The sequence below is a fragment of the Aeromonas sp. QDB30 genome, assembly GCF_027707645.1.
Lineage (GTDB): Bacteria > Pseudomonadota > Gammaproteobacteria > Enterobacterales > Aeromonadaceae > Aeromonas > Aeromonas caviae.
On the sequence record NZ_JAPCIY010000051.1, the window covers coordinates 1 to 16,472 of the forward strand.

General features: G+C 62.8%; 13 protein-coding genes and 1 pseudogene. 5 read left to right on the forward strand and 9 right to left on the reverse strand.

Annotation, left to right across the window (positions count from 1 at the left end):
• Positions 1-85: 85 nt before the first annotated feature.
• The 3 genes from hda to upp form a co-directional block, all read right to left on the reverse strand.
• Complete coding sequence (gene hda, locus PG896_RS14650) at positions 86-787, reverse strand: DnaA inactivator Hda (protein ID WP_010675272.1); 702 nt, start codon at positions 785-787, stop codon at positions 86-88.
• Positions 788-889: 102 nt separating this feature from the next.
• Positions 890-1,918, reverse strand: coding sequence for a DUF2066 domain-containing protein (locus tag PG896_RS14655; protein WP_257710469.1), 1,029 nt, complete (start codon positions 1,916-1,918; stop codon positions 890-892).
• Positions 1,919-2,059: 141 nt separating this feature from the next.
• Positions 2,060-2,686, reverse strand: coding sequence for a uracil phosphoribosyltransferase (upp, locus tag PG896_RS14660; protein WP_005302745.1), 627 nt, complete (start codon positions 2,684-2,686; stop codon positions 2,060-2,062).
• A gap of 175 nt (positions 2,687-2,861) precedes the next feature.
• On the opposite strand from upp, the gene purM reads away from it, so the two are divergent.
• A complete protein-coding gene (purM, locus tag PG896_RS14665) occupies positions 2,862-3,899 on the forward strand; it encodes a phosphoribosylformylglycinamidine cyclo-ligase (protein WP_113736217.1) in 1,038 nt (345 codons plus the stop codon).
• Positions 3,900-3,931: 32 nt separating this feature from the next.
• A complete protein-coding gene (purN, locus tag PG896_RS14670; protein ID WP_162629640.1) occupies positions 3,932-4,570 on the forward strand; it encodes a phosphoribosylglycinamide formyltransferase in 639 nt (212 codons plus the stop codon).
• 114 nt (positions 4,571-4,684) lie between these two features.
• Here purN and PG896_RS14675 read toward each other — a convergent pair whose 3' ends face one another.
• The 5 genes and pseudogenes from PG896_RS14675 to PG896_RS14695 all read right to left on the reverse strand — a co-directional run bounded on the left by PG896_RS14675 (position 4,685) and on the right by PG896_RS14695 (position 10,595).
• Positions 4,685-5,446 carry a Nif3-like dinuclear metal center hexameric protein gene (locus PG896_RS14675; RefSeq protein WP_160839200.1) on the reverse strand — a complete coding sequence of 254 codons (762 nt, stop codon included), beginning with the start codon at positions 5,444-5,446 and terminating at the stop codon, positions 4,685-4,687.
• A gap of 107 nt (positions 5,447-5,553) precedes the next feature.
• Positions 5,554-6,888 (reverse strand): sigma-54-dependent transcriptional regulator, encoded by a 1,335-nt coding sequence (locus PG896_RS14680; RefSeq protein WP_010675277.1) that lies wholly within the window; start codon positions 6,886-6,888, stop codon positions 5,554-5,556.
• 70 nt (positions 6,889-6,958) lie between these two features.
• The gene (locus PG896_RS14685) at positions 6,959-7,993 is read right to left on the reverse strand and encodes a sensor histidine kinase (protein ID WP_043153839.1); all 1,035 of its coding nucleotides are present in this window, start codon (positions 7,991-7,993) and stop codon (positions 6,959-6,961) included.
• A gap of 105 nt (positions 7,994-8,098) precedes the next feature.
• Positions 8,099-9,516: pseudogene (locus tag PG896_RS14690) on the reverse strand (sigma-54 dependent transcriptional regulator).
• 239 nt (positions 9,517-9,755) lie between these two features.
• Positions 9,756-10,595, reverse strand: a complete 840-nt coding sequence (locus PG896_RS14695) for a DUF2726 domain-containing protein (protein ID WP_111896806.1) — start codon at positions 10,593-10,595, stop codon at positions 9,756-9,758.
• Positions 10,596-10,853: 258 nt separating this feature from the next.
• On the opposite strand from PG896_RS14695, the gene PG896_RS14700 reads away from it, so the two are divergent.
• The 3 genes from PG896_RS14700 (at position 10,854) to ppx (ending at position 14,992) form a co-directional block, all read left to right on the forward strand.
• A complete protein-coding gene (locus tag PG896_RS14700) occupies positions 10,854-11,366 on the forward strand; it encodes a glycine cleavage system protein R (protein ID WP_010675281.1) in 513 nt (170 codons plus the stop codon).
• A gap of 76 nt (positions 11,367-11,442) precedes the next feature.
• A complete protein-coding gene (gene ppk1 / locus PG896_RS14705) occupies positions 11,443-13,512 on the forward strand; it encodes a polyphosphate kinase 1 (RefSeq protein ID WP_010675282.1) in 2,070 nt (689 codons plus the stop codon).
• A complete protein-coding gene (gene ppx / locus PG896_RS14710) occupies positions 13,502-14,992 on the forward strand; it encodes an exopolyphosphatase (protein WP_270835854.1) in 1,491 nt (496 codons plus the stop codon). Before ppk1 ends, ppx begins: the two co-directional genes overlap by 11 nt.
• Positions 14,993-15,056: 64 nt before the next feature.
• Here ppx and mgtE read toward each other — a convergent pair whose 3' ends face one another.
• A complete protein-coding gene (gene mgtE / locus PG896_RS14715; RefSeq protein WP_270835855.1) occupies positions 15,057-16,400 on the reverse strand; it encodes a magnesium transporter in 1,344 nt (447 codons plus the stop codon).
• Positions 16,401-16,472: the final 72 nt, after the last annotated feature.

Sequence of the window (16,472 nt, forward strand, 5' to 3'; positions counted from 1 at the left end):
ACCAGCGGGGCTGACGCCCCGGCGAAATTCCCCTCCCACCTACGTCGGAGGGAGTCCCCTTTCGCATTTAAGATGGGATAGGTTTTCAGAGCTCGAGGATCTCTTTGACGAAAGGGATGGTCAGCTTGCGCTTGGCACGGAAGGAGGCGTTGTCGAGACGATTGAGGGTGGCAAGCAGGGTGCGCATATCGCGGGAGAGGCGGTTGAGCAGGAAACGGCCCACGTCGATGGGCAGCTTGAAACCCCGCAGCTCGGCGCGCAGTTGCAGGGCGCTGAGTTTGCCCTCGTCGTCCAGCTCGTCGAGGTGGAAGCTCACTCCCCAGTCGAGACGGGACGCGAGATCCGGCAGTTGCAGCCCCAGCTTGCGTGGCGCGCTGCAGCCGGTAACGATGAGCGTCCCCTCCCCCTTCTCCTTCCAGCGATTGTAGAAGTCGAACAGGGCCCGCTCCCACAGGGCGTTGCCGGCGATCGCCTCCAGGCTGTCAAGACAGACCAGGGGCAGGCTCTCCAAAGCATCGAGCATGCTGGGGTCGAGCTGTTCGAACTGATCGAGGGAGAGATAGGCCGCCGCCGCGTCGCGGGCGTTGACCTCGGCACAGGTAGCATGGAGCAGATGGGAGCGGCCCGACCCCTTGGCTCCCCAGAAATAGAGGAAGGGCGAGCCCTGACCGATGGCCGCATTCTTGAGGGCGGTGATCAGATGGGCGTTGTTGCCGGGATAAAAACTGACGAAGGTTTCATCATCCGGTAGTTGTACGGCTAAAGACAGTTGGGCCGGTTGCTTCACTCGTTGGGCTTTGACTGTGATATTTGCGGGCAAGTGTATCACCAGCGGGGCAGATAGAGAACCGCCCGGACCATGCCGGGCGGTCAGGATCCTTCCCCGGGATCAGGGCTGCGACCATTGATAGCGCAGGCCGCTCTCGTTGTCTTCCACCTGATGCAGGCGGCTCTCAAGTTGCAACCCCCTCACCAGCTCGGCTTTGTCCCCCTGCAGCGAGAGGTTGAAGGTCACCTTGTCCCCTTCCAGCTTGCCGATGGCCACCTTGGTGACACTGGCCATCTCCTGCAGCAGCTTCTGGATCTGGATCATGCCATCGATGTCGGACAGCCCCTCCACCACCAGGGTCTGGCTGGAAGCGACACCGGAGAGACGGGTACCGTACTGCTGCACCAGCCAACCGGCCAGGGCATCGGCAAAGCCCTTTGCCACCTCGGCCTGGGTACCTGAACCCGAACCCTTGGTCAGCTCGGTCAGCTCTCCTGCCTGCGCCCCCGGCTTGGTACCATAAAGACCCCAGTCGATGCTCCAGGCCTCCCCCTCCGGGCTCAGTTTGCCGAGCACCACCATTTCGGCGCCGTAACGCTGGCTCGCCTTGAGCACGGGATCGGCAAAGCGGCCCCAGACATCGGTGGCATTGACCGCCATGTTGTCATCCAAGTCCATCAGCGGGAGACTGACCGGCAGCCCCATGGCCTGGGTCTGGGCACGCAGCGCCTCGGACCAGCCATCGCCGGACTGATCCGGCAGAATGCGCCGCTCGCCTTCGTCGACCACCAGCCAGATGGCGACCTGCGGCCGCACCGGGCCAAGCAGGGCAAACTTGCTCTGGCCGACCAGGGCGTTCACCTTGGCCACATTGAAATCCGCCTTGAGAAACTTGACCGAGCCGATGTCCTGATAGCTGTATTGCTGCACGTAATCCGCCGGCGCCGCCAGGGCCTTCACCACATCCGGCTGGGTGAGGATATCGCGCTTGCCCGTCACCTTGACGAGCACATACCCCAGCGCCTGGGACTGGGCGGCCGTCATGTCGCCACTGGTGGGAGCCTTGCCCTGATAGAGGTCGGTTACCTGGGCGGCCGACACCACGAGAGGCAGACAGCAGCAGAGGAGAGTCGCTAAGCGTTTCAGCATAAAGAAGATTCTCGAAATGGGGGATGGTGCTTATGGTAGCGGCAAGGCGCGCATGGCAGCAAGCAAAGGGGGGGAGAAACAGCGGAGCCGGCAGGGTGCCGGCTCCGTTTGCGCGCCTTGGGCGCGGCGATGGGGTGATGCTTACTTGGTGCCGAAGATCTTGTCGCCGGCATCACCCAAGCCCGGGACGATATAGCCCTTCTCGTTCAGCCCCTGGTCGATGGAGGCACAGAACAGCTCCACGTCCGGGTGAGCGGCTTCCAGCGCCTTGATGCCTTCCGGCGCGGCAACCAGCACCAGCACCTTGATGGACTGGCAACCTTTCTTCTTGAGCAGATCGATGGTGGCGATCATGGAGCCGCCGGTGGCCAGCATGGGGTCGATGACCAGGGCCAGACGCTCTTCGATGTTGCTTACGATCTTCTCGAAGTAGGGGACAGGCTGCAGGGTCTCTTCATCGCGATAGATACCGACCACGCTGACGCGGGCGCTCGGCATGTGCTCTAGCACGCCGTCCATCATGCCAAGACCGGCGCGCAGGATGGGCACGACGGTGACCTTCTTGCCCTTGATCTGGTCGACTTCCACAGGGCCGTTCCAGCCATCGATGGTCACTTTTTCGGTTTCGAAGTCAGAGGTCGCTTCGTAAGTCAACAAACTGCCCACTTCCTTGGCCAGTTCACGGAAACGCTTGGTGCTGATGTCGCCTTCGCGCATCAGGCCGATCTTGTGCTTGACCAGGGGGTGTTTGACTTCAACGACTTTCATTATTATCTCCTCTAACCGGCGCCAAAAAATCGCGGAATCATACAACAAAAGCCACGGTTTGTAGAGCTTTTCGATTCAAAAACGCGCAAACGATTTTCTTTCTGGTTTTTCGTGCCCGCTGGTAGAATACGCCCCGAATTTTACCCTCCACTTCTTTATATGACGGGGAATACGCGTGACTGACAAAACCTCACTGAGCTACAAGGATGCTGGCGTAGATATCGATGCCGGCAATGCACTGGTTGAACGTATCAAGGGCGTGTCAAAACGCACTCGTCGTCCTGAAGTCCTTGGTGGTCTTGGCGGCTTTGGGGCCCTGTGTCAAATCCCTGCTGGCTACAAGGAACCGGTACTGGTCTCCGGTACCGACGGGGTGGGCACCAAGCTGCGTCTGGCCATCGACCTGAAGAAGCACGACACCGTGGGGATCGACTTGGTCGCCATGTGCGTCAATGACCTAATCGTGCAGGGCGCCGAGCCCCTCTTCTTCCTCGACTACTATGCCACCGGCAAACTGGACGTGGACACTGCCGCTGCCGTGGTCACCGGCATCGGCGCCGGCTGCGAACAGTCCGGCTGTGCCCTGGTCGGCGGTGAAACTGCCGAAATGCCTGGCATGTATGAAGGGGAAGATTACGACATCGCCGGTTTCTGTGTCGGCGTGGTGGAAAAGAGCGAGATCATCGACGGCAGCAAGGTTGGCGAAGGGGATGCCCTGATCGCCCTGGCCGCCAGCGGTCCCCACTCCAACGGCTTCTCCCTCATTCGCAAGATCCTGGAAGTCTCCAAGGCCGACGTGCAGCAGCCGCTGGGTGACACCACCCTGGCCAACGCCCTGCTGGAGCCGACCCGCATCTACGTGAAGCCCGTGCTCAAGCTCATCAAGGAGTGCGAGATCCACGCCCTGTCCCACATCACCGGCGGCGGCTTCTGGGAGAACATCCCGCGCGTGCTGCCCGCCAACACCCAGGCGGTCATCGACGAGCAGAGCTGGCAGTGGCCGGCGGTGTTCAGCTGGCTGCAACAGGCAGGCAACGTCACCCGCCACGAGATGTATCGCACCTTCAACTGCGGCGTCGGCATGATCATCGTCCTGCCGGCGGATCAGCTGGACAAGGCACTGGCCCTGCTCAAGGCCGAAGGCGAGAACGCCTGGCACATCGGCCACATCGCCAAGGCGGCCGATGGTGAGGAGCAGGTCATCATTCAATGAATGATCGGATCAACGGCCAGATGACCTCCCCTATGAAACGCATCCTCGTCCTCATCTCAGGCAGCGGCAGCAACCTGCAGGCCATCCTCGACGGCTGTGCCGGCGGCAAGATTGCCGGTCAGGTGGTCGGCGTCATCAGCAACAAGGCTGATGCCTATGGCCTGGTGCGTGCCAGGGAAGCCGGGGTGGCAACCGCCATCCTGGCCCAGCAGCAGTTCGCCAGCCGGGAGGAGTATGATGCCGCCCTGCTGGCCCTGATGGCGGATTATCAACCGGATCTGGTTGTGCTGGCCGGCTTTATGCGGATCCTGAGCGCCGACCTCGTGCGCCACTTCGCGGGGAGGATGATCAACATCCACCCCTCGTTGCTGCCGAAATACCAGGGTCTGCACACCCACCAGCGCGCCATCGAGGCCGGTGATGACGAGCACGGCGCCAGCGTCCACTTCGTCACCGAAGAGCTCGACGGCGGCCCGGTGATCCTCCAGGCACGGGTCCCCATCTTCGAAGGGGATGATGCCGACGAGGTCGCCGCCCGGGTCCAGGTGCAGGAGCACAGCATCTACCCCCTGGTAGTACAGTGGTTCTGTGAAGGGCGCTTGCAGATGCGAGAAGGGTCTGCCTTCCTCGATGGCAAGCAGCTTGGCCTGGCAGGCTATGCCAGCGAGTAACCGCGAGCAGCAGTAAGACACAACAAGGGAGGCTTAGGCCTCCCTTGTCATTTCCATCGACCAGCGCAATGGCTGTCATCACGTCCGATGACGCCGCTGCGCGGCTAATCGGCCCTACACCGGATTGTCGATATCGATAAAGGTGACCTCCAGCCCGTGCACGGTGGCGAGCCACTCTCCCAGCGCCTTGACGCCGTAGCGCTCGGTGGCGTGATGGCCTGCGGCGTAGAAGTGCATGCCCATCTCGCGGGCAGTGTGGATGGTCTGCTCGGAGGCTTCGCCGGAGATGAAGGCATCGATGCCCTGCTCCGCCGCCTGGCTGATGTAGCTCTGGCCACCGCCGGTGCACCAGGCCACGGAGCGGATGAGCTCGGGACCACTGTCACCACAATGAAGCGGCTCGCGACCGAGACGCTCGCCAATCAGCTTGGCAAAATCGCTGCCGCTCATGGGCTCCTCCAGCTTGCCCACCATGGCCACGCTCTTGCTGTTCCAGGGTTCGAGGCCGCGACGCACCTTGATGCCGAGCAGCCTGGCAAGCTGGGCGTTGTTCCCCACCTCGGGGTGCACGTCCAGCGGCAGGTGGTAGGCAAACAGGTTGATGTCGTGGGTCAAGAGGGTCTTGAGACGACGCTGCTTCATGCCGGTGATCTGGGCCGGCTCGCCGCTCCAGAAGTAGCCGTGATGAACCAGGATGGCGTCGGCATCGGCGGCCACGGCGGCATCGATGAGGGCCTGGCTGGCGGTGACGCCGGTCACCACCTTGCGAATGCGCTCGCGCCCCTCCACCTGCAGGCCGTTGGGGCAGTAATCCTTGATGGCATGGGGTTCGAGCAGGTGGTTGAGCAGGCTTTCCAGTTTACGATGAGAGATCATGGGGGTCTCCTAGCTGGGCTCCCCACGCACTGTGCGGGGAGCCGGATTCCGATCGTCAGAGCCCATGATAATCGAGCCGGACCGGCAAGGCCATGCGCCTGTCAGGCCTAGGCGGGCAGCTCGATGCCGGCGTCACGCATCTGGGCCAGCTTGTAACGCAGGGTGCGCGGGCTGATGCCGAGCTTGTCGGCCACCGCTTTGCGACTGCCGTTGCACTCCTGCAGGGTGTCCAGAATGATCTGGTGCTCCTGCTGCTTGAGTTCGCCGCCGAGCCCCTCCCCTGACAGCCGCTCGAGCGGGCGCACCAGGGTCTCGTCCGTCTCCTCCAGGATCAGGTGCTCACAGTCGATGAGGCCGTCTGGACAGAGGATCAGGGCGCGCTGCACCACGTTGTCGAGCTCGCGCACGTTGCCGGGCCAGGGGTGAGCCATCAGACGCTCTCGGGCGTCCTCTGCGAGCTGCGGCGTCGGCAGCCCCATCTGGCTGGCATGCAGCGCCAGCAGATGCTCCGCCAGGGGAAGAATGTCACCCGGGCGTTCCCAGAGCGCCGTCCAGCGCAGGGGGAAGACGTTGAGGCGGTAGTAGAGATCTTCGCGGAACAGCCCGTCCTGCACCGCTTTTTTCAGATCCCGGTTGCTGGTGGCAATGACCCGCACATCGAGGGGGATCATCTTGCGGCTGCCGAGCCGCTCCACCTCTTTCTCCTGCAAGACCCGCAGCAGCTTGGCCTGCAACCCCAGATCCATCTCGGTGATCTCGTCGAGCAGCAGGGTTCCTCCCTGAGCCTGCTCGAACTTGCCAGGGCACCCCTGCACCGCACCGGTGAAGGCGCCCTTCTCGTAGCCAAACAGGGTCGCCTCCAGCATGTTCTCCGGAATGGCGGCGCAGTTGATGGCGACGAAGGCCTGCTCTGCCCGGCTGGAGTGGTCGTGAATGTAGCGAGCCAGCACCTCCTTGCCCGTCCCGCTCGGTCCGGTCACCATGACGGTGGCTTCGCTTCTGGCCACCCGGGTCGCCAGCTGGAACAGCTCCGCAGTCCTGGGGTCCCCGTACACCACGGCACGCTTCTCCACCTTCTGGGCCGGCACATAACGGCTGACCTGGTTGAGCAGCACCTCGGGGGAGAAGGGCTTGGCCAGATAGTCGATCGCCCCCTCGCGCATGGCGCGCACCGCCCCGTCAATGTTGGCGTAGGCAGTCATCAGGAGCACAGGCACCTGGGGATATTGCTGGCGGATGTTGGCGAGCAGGGTCAGACCATCCATGCCCCCCATCTGGATGTCGGAGATCACCATGTCAAAGCGCTGACGGGACAGAGCAAGCAGGGCCCGCTCGCCGCTGTCCACCTCGCGGCACTCATAGCCACCGAGCAGCAGGGTATCCACCAGCGCCTCGCGCAGGCCGTTGTCATCTTCCACCACCAGAATGCGAGCCTGGGTCATGCCACACCTCCTACAACCAACATGGCCTTGTCGAGAATCATCTTCACCGGCGCTCCGGCTTTTGCGTGGCTCATGCCACGCCCCCCAACTGAACCTGTTGCTGATGCAGGGGGAAGGACAGGGTAAAACAGGTGCCCTCGCCAGGGACCGAGGCCACGCTCACCTCCCCCTGATGGGCTCGTACCACCGACTGCACCACCGCAAGACCGAGGCCCGTGCCTTGGGATCGGGTGGTAAAGAAGGGTTCGAAGATCTGGTTGAGCAGGGAGGGGGCCATCCCCTTGCCGTTGTCGATGACCCGCATCTCCACCCGGTTGCCGCTGCGCACAGCGCTCACCAGGAGCGAATCGGCGCCGGCCTGCCGGGCGTTGGCGATGAGGTTGTTGATGGCCCCCGCCAGGGCACTGCTGTTGGCAAGCAGACAGAGATCGGGCTCAGGGGCCTCCAGATGCAAGGCGCAGCCCTGCTGCTGGCAGAAGGCTTCGGCCCCCGCCTGCACTTCCGCCAGCAAGCCCTGCACCGAGAGGGGCGCCACCACCTGGTTGTCGCCATTGCGGGCAAACAGCAGGATGTCGTTGATCTGCTTCTCGAGATCCTGCAGGCGCGCCATCAATTTTTGCTGGAACTGGCTGCGGGATTCAGGCTTGAGGGTGCGGTTGGCCAGGTTGGCCGCATAGAGCATGGCGGCGGAGAGCGGGGTGCGGATCTGGTGCGCCAGGGAAGCCGCCATGTTGCCAAGGGCGGAGAGACGCTTCATGTGGTTGACCCTGTCCTGCAACTGGCGGGTCTCGGTCAAGTCGGTAATGAACACCAGTTGGCCGGGCTGATCCGGCAGCGGCTGGGTCGACAGCTGAACCCGGCGACCGTCTCGCAAGGAGATCTCGTGACCGTCATCCTCACGGGGTTCGAAGCAGCGGGCAATGATCTGGCGCCAGGAGAGGCCTTCCAGTGGCTCTCCCAGCAGCGCCAGGGCGGCAGGGTTTGCACGGGTGATCAGCCCCTCGCCATCGAGCAGCAGCACGCCGGTCGGCAGCGCCGTGAAGATGGCGTAAAGCTGACTCACTTCATGTGACTGGAGGGGGACATCCTGCTGCAAGATTGTCATAAAGCTGACCTCAAACTGGCGATTGAGTCAGCTTATTCAATTTCCATGCCAGCAAAATAGACGTTATTTATCAATGTATTGGGTCAATGCGTCAAAGCATTGACCTCAATTGTCCTTGCTCATGCCGTACTTCTTCATCTTCTCCACCAGGGTGGTGCGGCGCATGCTGAGCAGGTCGGCGGCGCGGGCCACCACCCCGTCCTGGGACTCCAGGGCCTGGCGGATCAGCTCCACCTCGAGGTCGGCCAGCATCTCCTTGAGGTTGACCCCCTCTTGAGGCAACTGCATGGGCAGGGGCATGGCGATGCCGGGATCCAGCTCTGGTGGGGACTGGAACACGGCAGCCAGGGCGTCCCGCTCGTCCATCTCGGTGAGCCGCTCATCTCGTGGCTCGCAGGGCAGCAGGCGATAGCGGCCGGGCAGATCCGCCACATCGACGATCTGGTTCGGATAGAGGATGAGCAGGCGCTCGATGAGGTTGGACAGCTCGCGCACGTTGCCGGGCCAGGCGTACTGCATCAGGGACTCCATGGCGCGCTGGGTCAGACGGATGATCCCCTTGTGCTGTTCGGCATGGCGATTGAGCAGCTCCTGCAGCAGCAGCGGGATGTCGTCGGCCCGATCCCGCAGGGGGGGGTCTCGATGGGAAACACATTGAGGCGGTAGTAGAGATCTTCGCGAAACGCCTGGGTGCGGATCATGGCTTCCAGATCCCGGTGGGTCGCCGCGATCACCCGCACATCGGCCTGGACGGCCTTGCCGCCCCCGACCCGGTCGAACTGGCGCTCCTGCAGCACCCGCAGCAACTTGACCTGCATCGGCAGCGGCATGTCGCCGATTTCGTCGAGGAAGAGGGTGCCCCCCTGGGCCAGTTCGAAGCGGCCGCGCCGGGCGGCAATGGCACCGGTGAAGGCCCCCTTCTCGTGACCGAACAGCTCGCTCTCGAGCAGCTCCGCCGGAATGGCGCCGCAGTTGATGGGCACGAAGGGGCCCGCGTTTCGGGCGGACAGCTCGTGGATGGCGCGAGCCACCACCTCCTTGCCGGTTCCGGACTCACCGAGGATCAGTACGTTGGCGTCGGTCTCGGCCACCTGGCCGATAAGACGGCGCACCTCCTGGATGCCCCTCCCCTTGCCCACCAGCAGGCGCAGCAGGGTCTGACCCTTGTCGTGGGTCTGATGACGGGGATGTAGGGAGATGAAGGCCTGGCAGAAGTGCAGATGACGGGTAAGGGACTCATAGGTAAAGGGCGCCTCGGCCACCCCGATGAAGTTGCTGCAGCCATGGCTCGCCGGCATCAGGGAGAGAAAGGGCAGACGAGGATGGGCGGCAAGCAGCTCACTCAGGGCGCGCTCGCGCAGTTCCCCGGCCAGAATCCCCTGCAAGGGCCCGGCAGTCTCGATGGCCACATCGAGATCGCTCTCCACCACCTCCTGCCAGGGGATCCCCATGAAGGAGAGCACAGTCCCCAGTTGTTGGCGCCGCACATCATCGGCATCAACAAGCAGCACACCCATAGCCATCCTATCCATATTTTCACACCTGACGCCAAGCTATTGTTTTTTAAGTACTTATTAAAACCAATTTCGCACTGTGTCATAAGGGGGACAAAGTGCCAAAATTCTGGCGGATTGTCAAAACTTGTCACATCCTCCCGGACCCTGGCGGGACGGGGATCACGCTTCCAGCCAGATTGAGTATCGGATGAAAACCAGCGAAGGGGAAAGAATGACGCCGACAGGGTGCGGCGTCAGAGGAGGGATCAGTGTTTCACGCTCTCCTGGGGAGCGGCATAGCGGCACTCGGGAAACCGGCTGCAGGCGAGGAACAGGCGACCGGCATGGGGACCCTTTCGTGCTTCCCGTGCCACCAGGGGCGCGGCACAGCGGGGGCAATGAGGGATCGTCTCCCGGGGCTCCTCCTCATCCGGATCGAGGAAGGGATTCTCCTCCATCAACACGGGCATTGCCTCTCCGGCCTGGGGGGGCGGCACCTGGGGCTCCCTGGCAGCCCCCGGGTGTGACGTGCCCAGATCGACACCATCGAGCAGCAGCGGGCTGAAGGTCGGTTCGCGGCGCTCGCCGGGCAGCAGGTCATCCACCGGCGCCGTCGTTCTCGCCAGCAGGGGCAGCAGTTGCTCCCGCAACTCGTCGACCTGGTAGTGGCTGCTGGCCGGGATCTGCAACAGCGGCAGGCCGGCGCCATCGCAGGCCGCCTTCAGGAAGAGATCCCGCGACTTGCGCTTCTGGTGGCGGTGCCCCTCGTCATCCAGCTCCACGGCACACAGGAAAGAGAGATCCGCCGGGTGGCAGAGCAGAAAATCGAAGTGCTTCTCCCCTATCTTGCCGAGCGCCTGCTGGCGCTTGCCCTTGCCAAGGTGCGCCTCGGGCGTCAATACATAGGAGGCTCGTACCTTGGCAAAGACACGGGCCTTGTCCCCCACCGCCTGATCCAGCACCCCGAAGAAGGTGCGCTCGGCTGGGCTCATCAAGGTTTCCTGCAGATCATAGGGCTCGGCCTTGCCCTCTTTCTCCCTGCGCCAGACGATCACCAGCAGGAGCAACCCCAGCAACACGGCTCCTGATACGACAAGGCTATTCATACACGCACATCCCGTTTACAAGACAAATTCAGTTCACACCAGAGGAAGGGGCACACTCTACCACGGGGAAAGCGACTCAGGCAGCGCAGAAATCAAGCCCGTCCCGGCATTCGCGTTTTTTCACTGAATTTGCGCAAGGCGGGCTTCATATGGCCTGTCACAGCAGGCACAATGCTAGAGCCCATGGACGTTCTGGCGCGCACCCCGTCGCCGCCAGGCGTCAACGGACCCCACGCAGCCCCATTCAAGGAGAGCAGGATGCAAAAGCAATTGGTCGTCACCGTGATCGGCGCAGACAAACCCGGGATCGTCGAGAGCCTGGCCGATACCATCACCCGGCAGCAGGGTAACTGGCTGGCCAGCTCCATGAGCGAGCTGGCGGGGCAATTTGCCGGCATTTTGCACGTCGCCGTGCCTGACGAGCATTACCGCAGCCTGTGCGAGGCCCTGGTGATGCTGCCTGGCCTCACCGTGAGCTTCGCCGAAGGGCAGCTGAGCCCGCAACCGGCCCATCAGGTGATGCTCAGCGTCACCGGCAACGACAGACCGGGCATCGTCCACGAAGTGGCCAGCATCCTGCGCCAGCTCAACATCAACGTCGCCGACCTCACCACAGGTTGCGAACCTGCGCCCCACTCAGGCGCCCCTCTCTTCTATGCCCACGCCCTGGTGGCCCTGCCGCCGCAGCTCGAACTGGACGATCTCGTCACGGCCCTGGAGTCCCTCTCCGACGACCTCGTCGTCGACATCGATCAGGATCTGAGCGAATAGTGTCGCCTGTCATAAATTTGTCATGGTTTGACGCCATAACTTCCGCGCAGACGCAACCAGAGCAAAGAGGCACAAGATGAGCACCGACAAGCAGTATGAAGAGAAAGAGCTTAGCTGGCTCTCATTCAATGAACGGGTGTTGCAAGAGGCGATGGACAAGACGGTACCCCTCATCGAGCGGGTCCGCTTCCTCGGGATTTTCTCCTCCAATCAGGACGAGTTCTTCAAGGTACGGGTGTCGGACGTCAAGCGCCGCATCCTCATCAACGAAGTCCACGGCGGCGACGACGAGGCCAAGGTGCTGCTGCGCGCCATCCAGCAGAAGGTGATGGCGCTCGGCGAGGCGTTCGACAACACCTACAAGGAGCTGCTGATCGCGCTGGCTCGCCACAACATCTTCCTGGTGAACGAAAGCCAGCTCTCCGAGTCCATCCAGCAGTGGCTGCGGATCTTCTTCCGGGAAAAGGTACTGCGCCACATCATCCCCATCCTCCTCAACAAGGAGGTCAACCCGGTCAAGTTCCTGAAAGACGAGCACACCTATCTCGCCATCGAGATGAAGAAGAACGGCCAGGTGATCCAGTACGCCCTGGTGGAAGTGCCCACCGACGATCTGCCCCGCTTCTTCCAGCTACCGCCGGAGGGCACCCGTCGCAAGAAGCAGATCATCATCCTGGACAACGTCATCCGCTTCTGTCTGGACGAGATCTTCAAGGGCTTCTTCGACTACGACGAGATTGCCGCCTACGCGGTCAAGCTGACCCGGGATGCCGAATATGACCTCTCCGACCAGCTGGACCTCAGCCTGGTGGACAAGATGAGTGACGGCTTGAAACAGCGCCTCACTGCCATGCCGGTGCGCTTCGTCTACGAGCGGGAGATGCCGGCGGCCATGATAAGCTTCTTGAAGCTCAAGCTGCAGATCAGCTCCTACGACGCCATCATGCCCGGTGGGCGCTATCACAACTTCAAGGATTTCATCGGCTTCCCCAATGTGGGCCGGGATTATCTGGAAAACCCCAAGCTGCCGGCCCTCGATTGCCGCGACTTTGACGGCTTCGTCAACGCCTTCGACGCCATCGCCAAGCAGGACATCCTGCTCTACTACCCGTACCACAAGTTCCACCACTTCACCGAGCTGGTGCGCCAGGCGGCCTTCGACCCGGCGGTCAGCGCCATTCGCATCAACATCTACCGGGTGGCCAAGAAGTCGCGGATCATCCACTCCCTCATCGACGCCGCCAACAACGGCAAGAAGGTGACCGTGGTGGTGGAGTTGCGCGCCCGCTTCGACGAGGCGGCCAACATCGACTGGGCCAACATCCTGACCGACGCAGGCGTCAAGGTGGTGTTCGGGGTGCCCAGCCTCAAGATCCACTCCAAGCTCTGCCTCATCACCCGCCACGAGAACGGCGAGGCGGTGCGCTACGCCCATATCGGGACCGGCAACTTCAACGAGAAGACCGCCAAGATCTACACCGACTTCTCCCTGCTGACCCGCCATCCGGACATCACCGCCGAGGTGGAAAGCGTGTTCGAGTACATCGAGTACCCCTATCGGCGCTACAAGTTCAACCACCTGCTGGTCTCCCCCATCAACAGCCGCCGCCAGCTCTATCGCCTCATCGACAACGAGCTGGCCAACGCCAAGGCGGGGCAACCCAGCGGTATCACCCTCAAGATCAACAACCTGGTGGACAGAGACCTCATCAACCGGCTCTATGCCGCCGGCCAGGCCGGGGTGCCCATCCAGATGATCATCCGGGGCATGTGCGCCCTGCGCCCAGGGGTGCCGGGTCTGAGCGACAACATCCGGGTCATCAGCATCATCGACCGTTTCCTCGAGCACCCGCGGGTGATGGTGTTCCACAACAAGGGCAATCCCCAGCTCTATATCTCCAGTGCCGACTGGATGAGCCGCAACATCGACGGTCGCATCGAGGTGGGCACCCCCATCTATGACGAGCGGCTCAAGCAGCGCATCCTCGACATTCTCGAGCTACAACTGAGTGATACCTGCAAGGCGCGGGTGATCGATGCCGACCAGAAGAACGAGTACGTGAAGCGGGGCAACCGCCGCAAGGTCCGTTCCCAGGTGGCGATTTACGACTACCTCAAACGCATAGAGTCAAACCATGGACAATAGTCTGTACGCCGCTGTCGATCTGGGCTCGAACAGCTTCCACATGGTCATTGCCCGCCTCACCGAGGGGCGGATGCAGATCATCGATCGCATCAAGGAGCGGGTGCGCCTCGCCGAAGGGATGGATGAGCAGCGCCGCATGTCCCAGGAGGCCATGGCGCGCGGGCTGGACTGCCTCGCCCTGTTCGCCGAGCGGCTCACCAACATCAAGCCGGATCAGATCCGCATCGCCGGCACCTACACATTGCGCCGCGCCAGCAACGCTCGCGACTTCGTGCGCGAGGCGGCCAAGGTGCTCAACCACCCCATCGAGATCATCAGCGGCCAGGAAGAGGCCCGCCTCATCTATCAGGGGGTCGCTCATACCCAGCACATCGAGGGCCAGGTGCTGGTGGTGGACATCGGCGGCGGCAGCACCGAGCTCATCATTGGTGAGGGGTTCTCCCCACTGGCGCTCACCAGCCGCAAGATGGGCTGTGTGAGCTTCACCCAGAGCTTCTTTGGCAACGGCAAGCTCGGCGAGAAGGCCTTCAACGCCGCCGTGCTGGAGGCCCAACATCAGCTCGCCCCCATCATCAACCAGTACCGCAAGCTGGGCTGGCAGAGCTGCCTCGGCAGCTCGGGCTCCATCCGCACCGTGCGCGACGTGTTGCAGGGAGAAGAGTGGACCGATGGTGCCATCACCCTGGCGGGACTGGAGCGGCTGAAGGAAGAGATGCTCAAGCACAAACGGGTCGACCAGCTCAAACTGGCGGGCCTCACCGAGGAGCGTCAGGGGGTCTTTGCCGCCGCGGTGGCCATCCTGCTCGGACTCTTCACCTCCCTGCCCATCGAGCGGATGGAGTACTCCGACGGCGCCCTGCGCGAAGGGCTGCTCTACGAGTTCGAGGAGCGCCTGCAGCATCACGACATTCGCGAACGTACCGCGCTTGCGCTCAGCACCCACTATCGCATCGACAAGCGCCAGGCCACCCGGGTAGAGAGCAGCGTCCTCTCCCTGTTCGACGCCCTGAGCGGCCCCTGGGAGATGCCGGAAGAGCCCTATCGCGCCATCCTCGGCTGGGCGGCGCGGTTGCACGAAATCGGCCTTGCCATCAACTACAGCGGCATCCACAAACACTCCGCCTACATCTTGCAAAACACCGACCTGCCCGGCTTCAACCAGGACGATCAGGCCTTGCTGGCGGCCCTGGTGCGCTTTCATCGCAAGGGGCTCAAGCTCTCCGAGCTGCCGGCCCTGCCCAACCACGACGAGCAGACGGTGCTGCGCTGCATCCGCATCCTGCGCCTCGCGGTGGCGGCCCACCACAGGCGTCAGGACAACCTGCTGCCCGAGTGGAACGTGCAGGCCGCCGGGGATCAGCTGGTGGTCACCCTGCCCCTGGACTGGTGCGACGAGAACAAGTTGCTGATGCAGAACCTGGAAAAGGAGCACCGCTACTGTCAGGAGCAGGGTTGGCCCCTGCTGTTCCAGCTCGGCTGACGCCGGCTCGGCGAGACAAAAAAGGCAGCCCACGGGCTGCCTTTTTGATTTTCTGGATGGCGGCTTACTGCAGCTCGGGCAGCAGCAGCTTGGCGATTTCGAAGTAGATGATAAGACCAGTGCCATCCACCAGAGTGGCGATGAAGGGGGCGGATACCACCGCCGGGTCGATGCGAAAGCGACGCAGCACCATGGGGATCACAGAAGCGACAGTGGCGCTCCACAGTACGATGGCAATGATGGTCAGGGTGACGACCATGCCGATCTGGGGGCCAACCCCCAGGCTCCAGGCCCGTACCCAGGCGGCCAGCGCGATGGCGGCCGAGATGAGCAGACCGGTGGAGATCTCTTTTTTCAGCACGGTGCCGAGGTTTTTCAGGCTCACCTCCCCCACCGCCATGGCACGCACTATGGTGGTGGTGATCTGGGTACCACTGTTGCCGCCGGTGCCGATGAGGAGCGGAATGAAGAAGGCCAGTGCGATGGCCGCTTCCAGCTGCTCCTCAAACGCCCGCAGCACGGTACCGGTATAGGCTTCGGCCACGAACAGGATCAGCAGCCAGCCCACCCGCTTGCGCCACAGTTGCCAGGGGGTGGCCTGCAGATAGGGGGTATCCAGCGGCGAGGAGCCCCCCTGCATCTCCGCATCCTCGGTGGATTCGAGCTCCAGGATGTCGGCGGCATCGTCCACGTGGAAGACCCCCACCAGACGCCCCTGATCTTCCACCGGCAGGAGTGAGAGGTCGCGGTCAATGAGCAGGCGGGCCGCCAGCTCCTGATCCGCCCGGGCGTTGATGCGCACCGCCTCCCCCTCCATCAGGTCCCCAACCGGCAGCAGAGGATCGGCGATCAGCAACGACTTGAGGGAGACGCTGCCAAGCAGGCGCTGCTCGCCGTCAACCACATAGAGATGACCGAACAGCCTGGCCTGATCCCAGGCCCCGTGGATCAGCTGCTTGGCGCTTTCCACCGTCGCATTGGCCTCCACTGCCAGGTATTCGTGGCGCATGTTGGCCCCCACCGACTCGTTCGGCCAGGCCAGCAGTGACTGGAAGGCTTTACGGGCGGGGTCTGGCAGCCGGGCGAGCAGGGTCTTGCGATCGTGCTCGTCGAGCCTGCGCAGGATGGCCAGCAGGTCCCGACGGGCCAGGGTGCCCTGTAGTATTCCCACGATGCTGCCATGCAGCCTGAGCAGCAGATGGCCGGCACACTCCGCCGGGAGGGAGGCGAGCAAGGACGCCCCTTCCGGCATGGAGAGGGTATCGAAGATGCAGTTGAGCTCTTCCGGGCGCAGGGTCAGAAGCTGATCGGCACGGGCCACCGGATCCAGGTTGTGCGCCAGCCAGTTGCGCAGGGCAACCGGGTCGAGCAGTTGATGACGATTGAGCAGGGTGTGTGTTTTCTTCATCACAGATGTCCTCATGTGATTTCAGGCGAACCTGAACGCCTCCGGCACCTGGCCGGATGCAACGGCAAGAAA

Coding starts and splice junctions, on each gene's coding strand:
- PG896_RS14700 (WP_010675281.1), top strand. CDS start 10,854: ATGCAAAAGCAATTGGTCGTCACCGTGATCGGCGCAGACAAACCCGGG.
- PG896_RS14685 (WP_043153839.1), bottom strand. CDS start 7,993: ATGACAATCTTGCAGCAGGATGTCCCCCTCCAGTCACATGAAGTGAGT.
- ppk1 (WP_010675282.1), top strand. CDS start 11,443: ATGAGCACCGACAAGCAGTATGAAGAGAAAGAGCTTAGCTGGCTCTCA.
- PG896_RS14675 (WP_160839200.1), bottom strand. CDS start 5,446: ATGATCTCTCATCGTAAACTGGAAAGCCTGCTCAACCACCTGCTCGAA.
- PG896_RS14655 (WP_257710469.1), bottom strand. CDS start 1,918: ATGCTGAAACGCTTAGCGACTCTCCTCTGCTGCTGTCTGCCTCTCGTG.
- upp (WP_005302745.1), bottom strand. CDS start 2,686: ATGAAAGTCGTTGAAGTCAAACACCCCCTGGTCAAGCACAAGATCGGC.
- mgtE (WP_270835855.1), bottom strand. CDS start 16,400: ATGAAGAAAACACACACCCTGCTCAATCGTCATCAACTGCTCGACCCG.
- ppx (WP_270835854.1), top strand. CDS start 13,502: ATGGACAATAGTCTGTACGCCGCTGTCGATCTGGGCTCGAACAGCTTC.
- purN (WP_162629640.1), top strand. CDS start 3,932: ATGAAACGCATCCTCGTCCTCATCTCAGGCAGCGGCAGCAACCTGCAG.
- PG896_RS14695 (WP_111896806.1), bottom strand. CDS start 10,595: ATGAATAGCCTTGTCGTATCAGGAGCCGTGTTGCTGGGGTTGCTCCTG.
- PG896_RS14680 (WP_010675277.1), bottom strand. CDS start 6,888: ATGACCCAGGCTCGCATTCTGGTGGTGGAAGATGACAACGGCCTGCGC.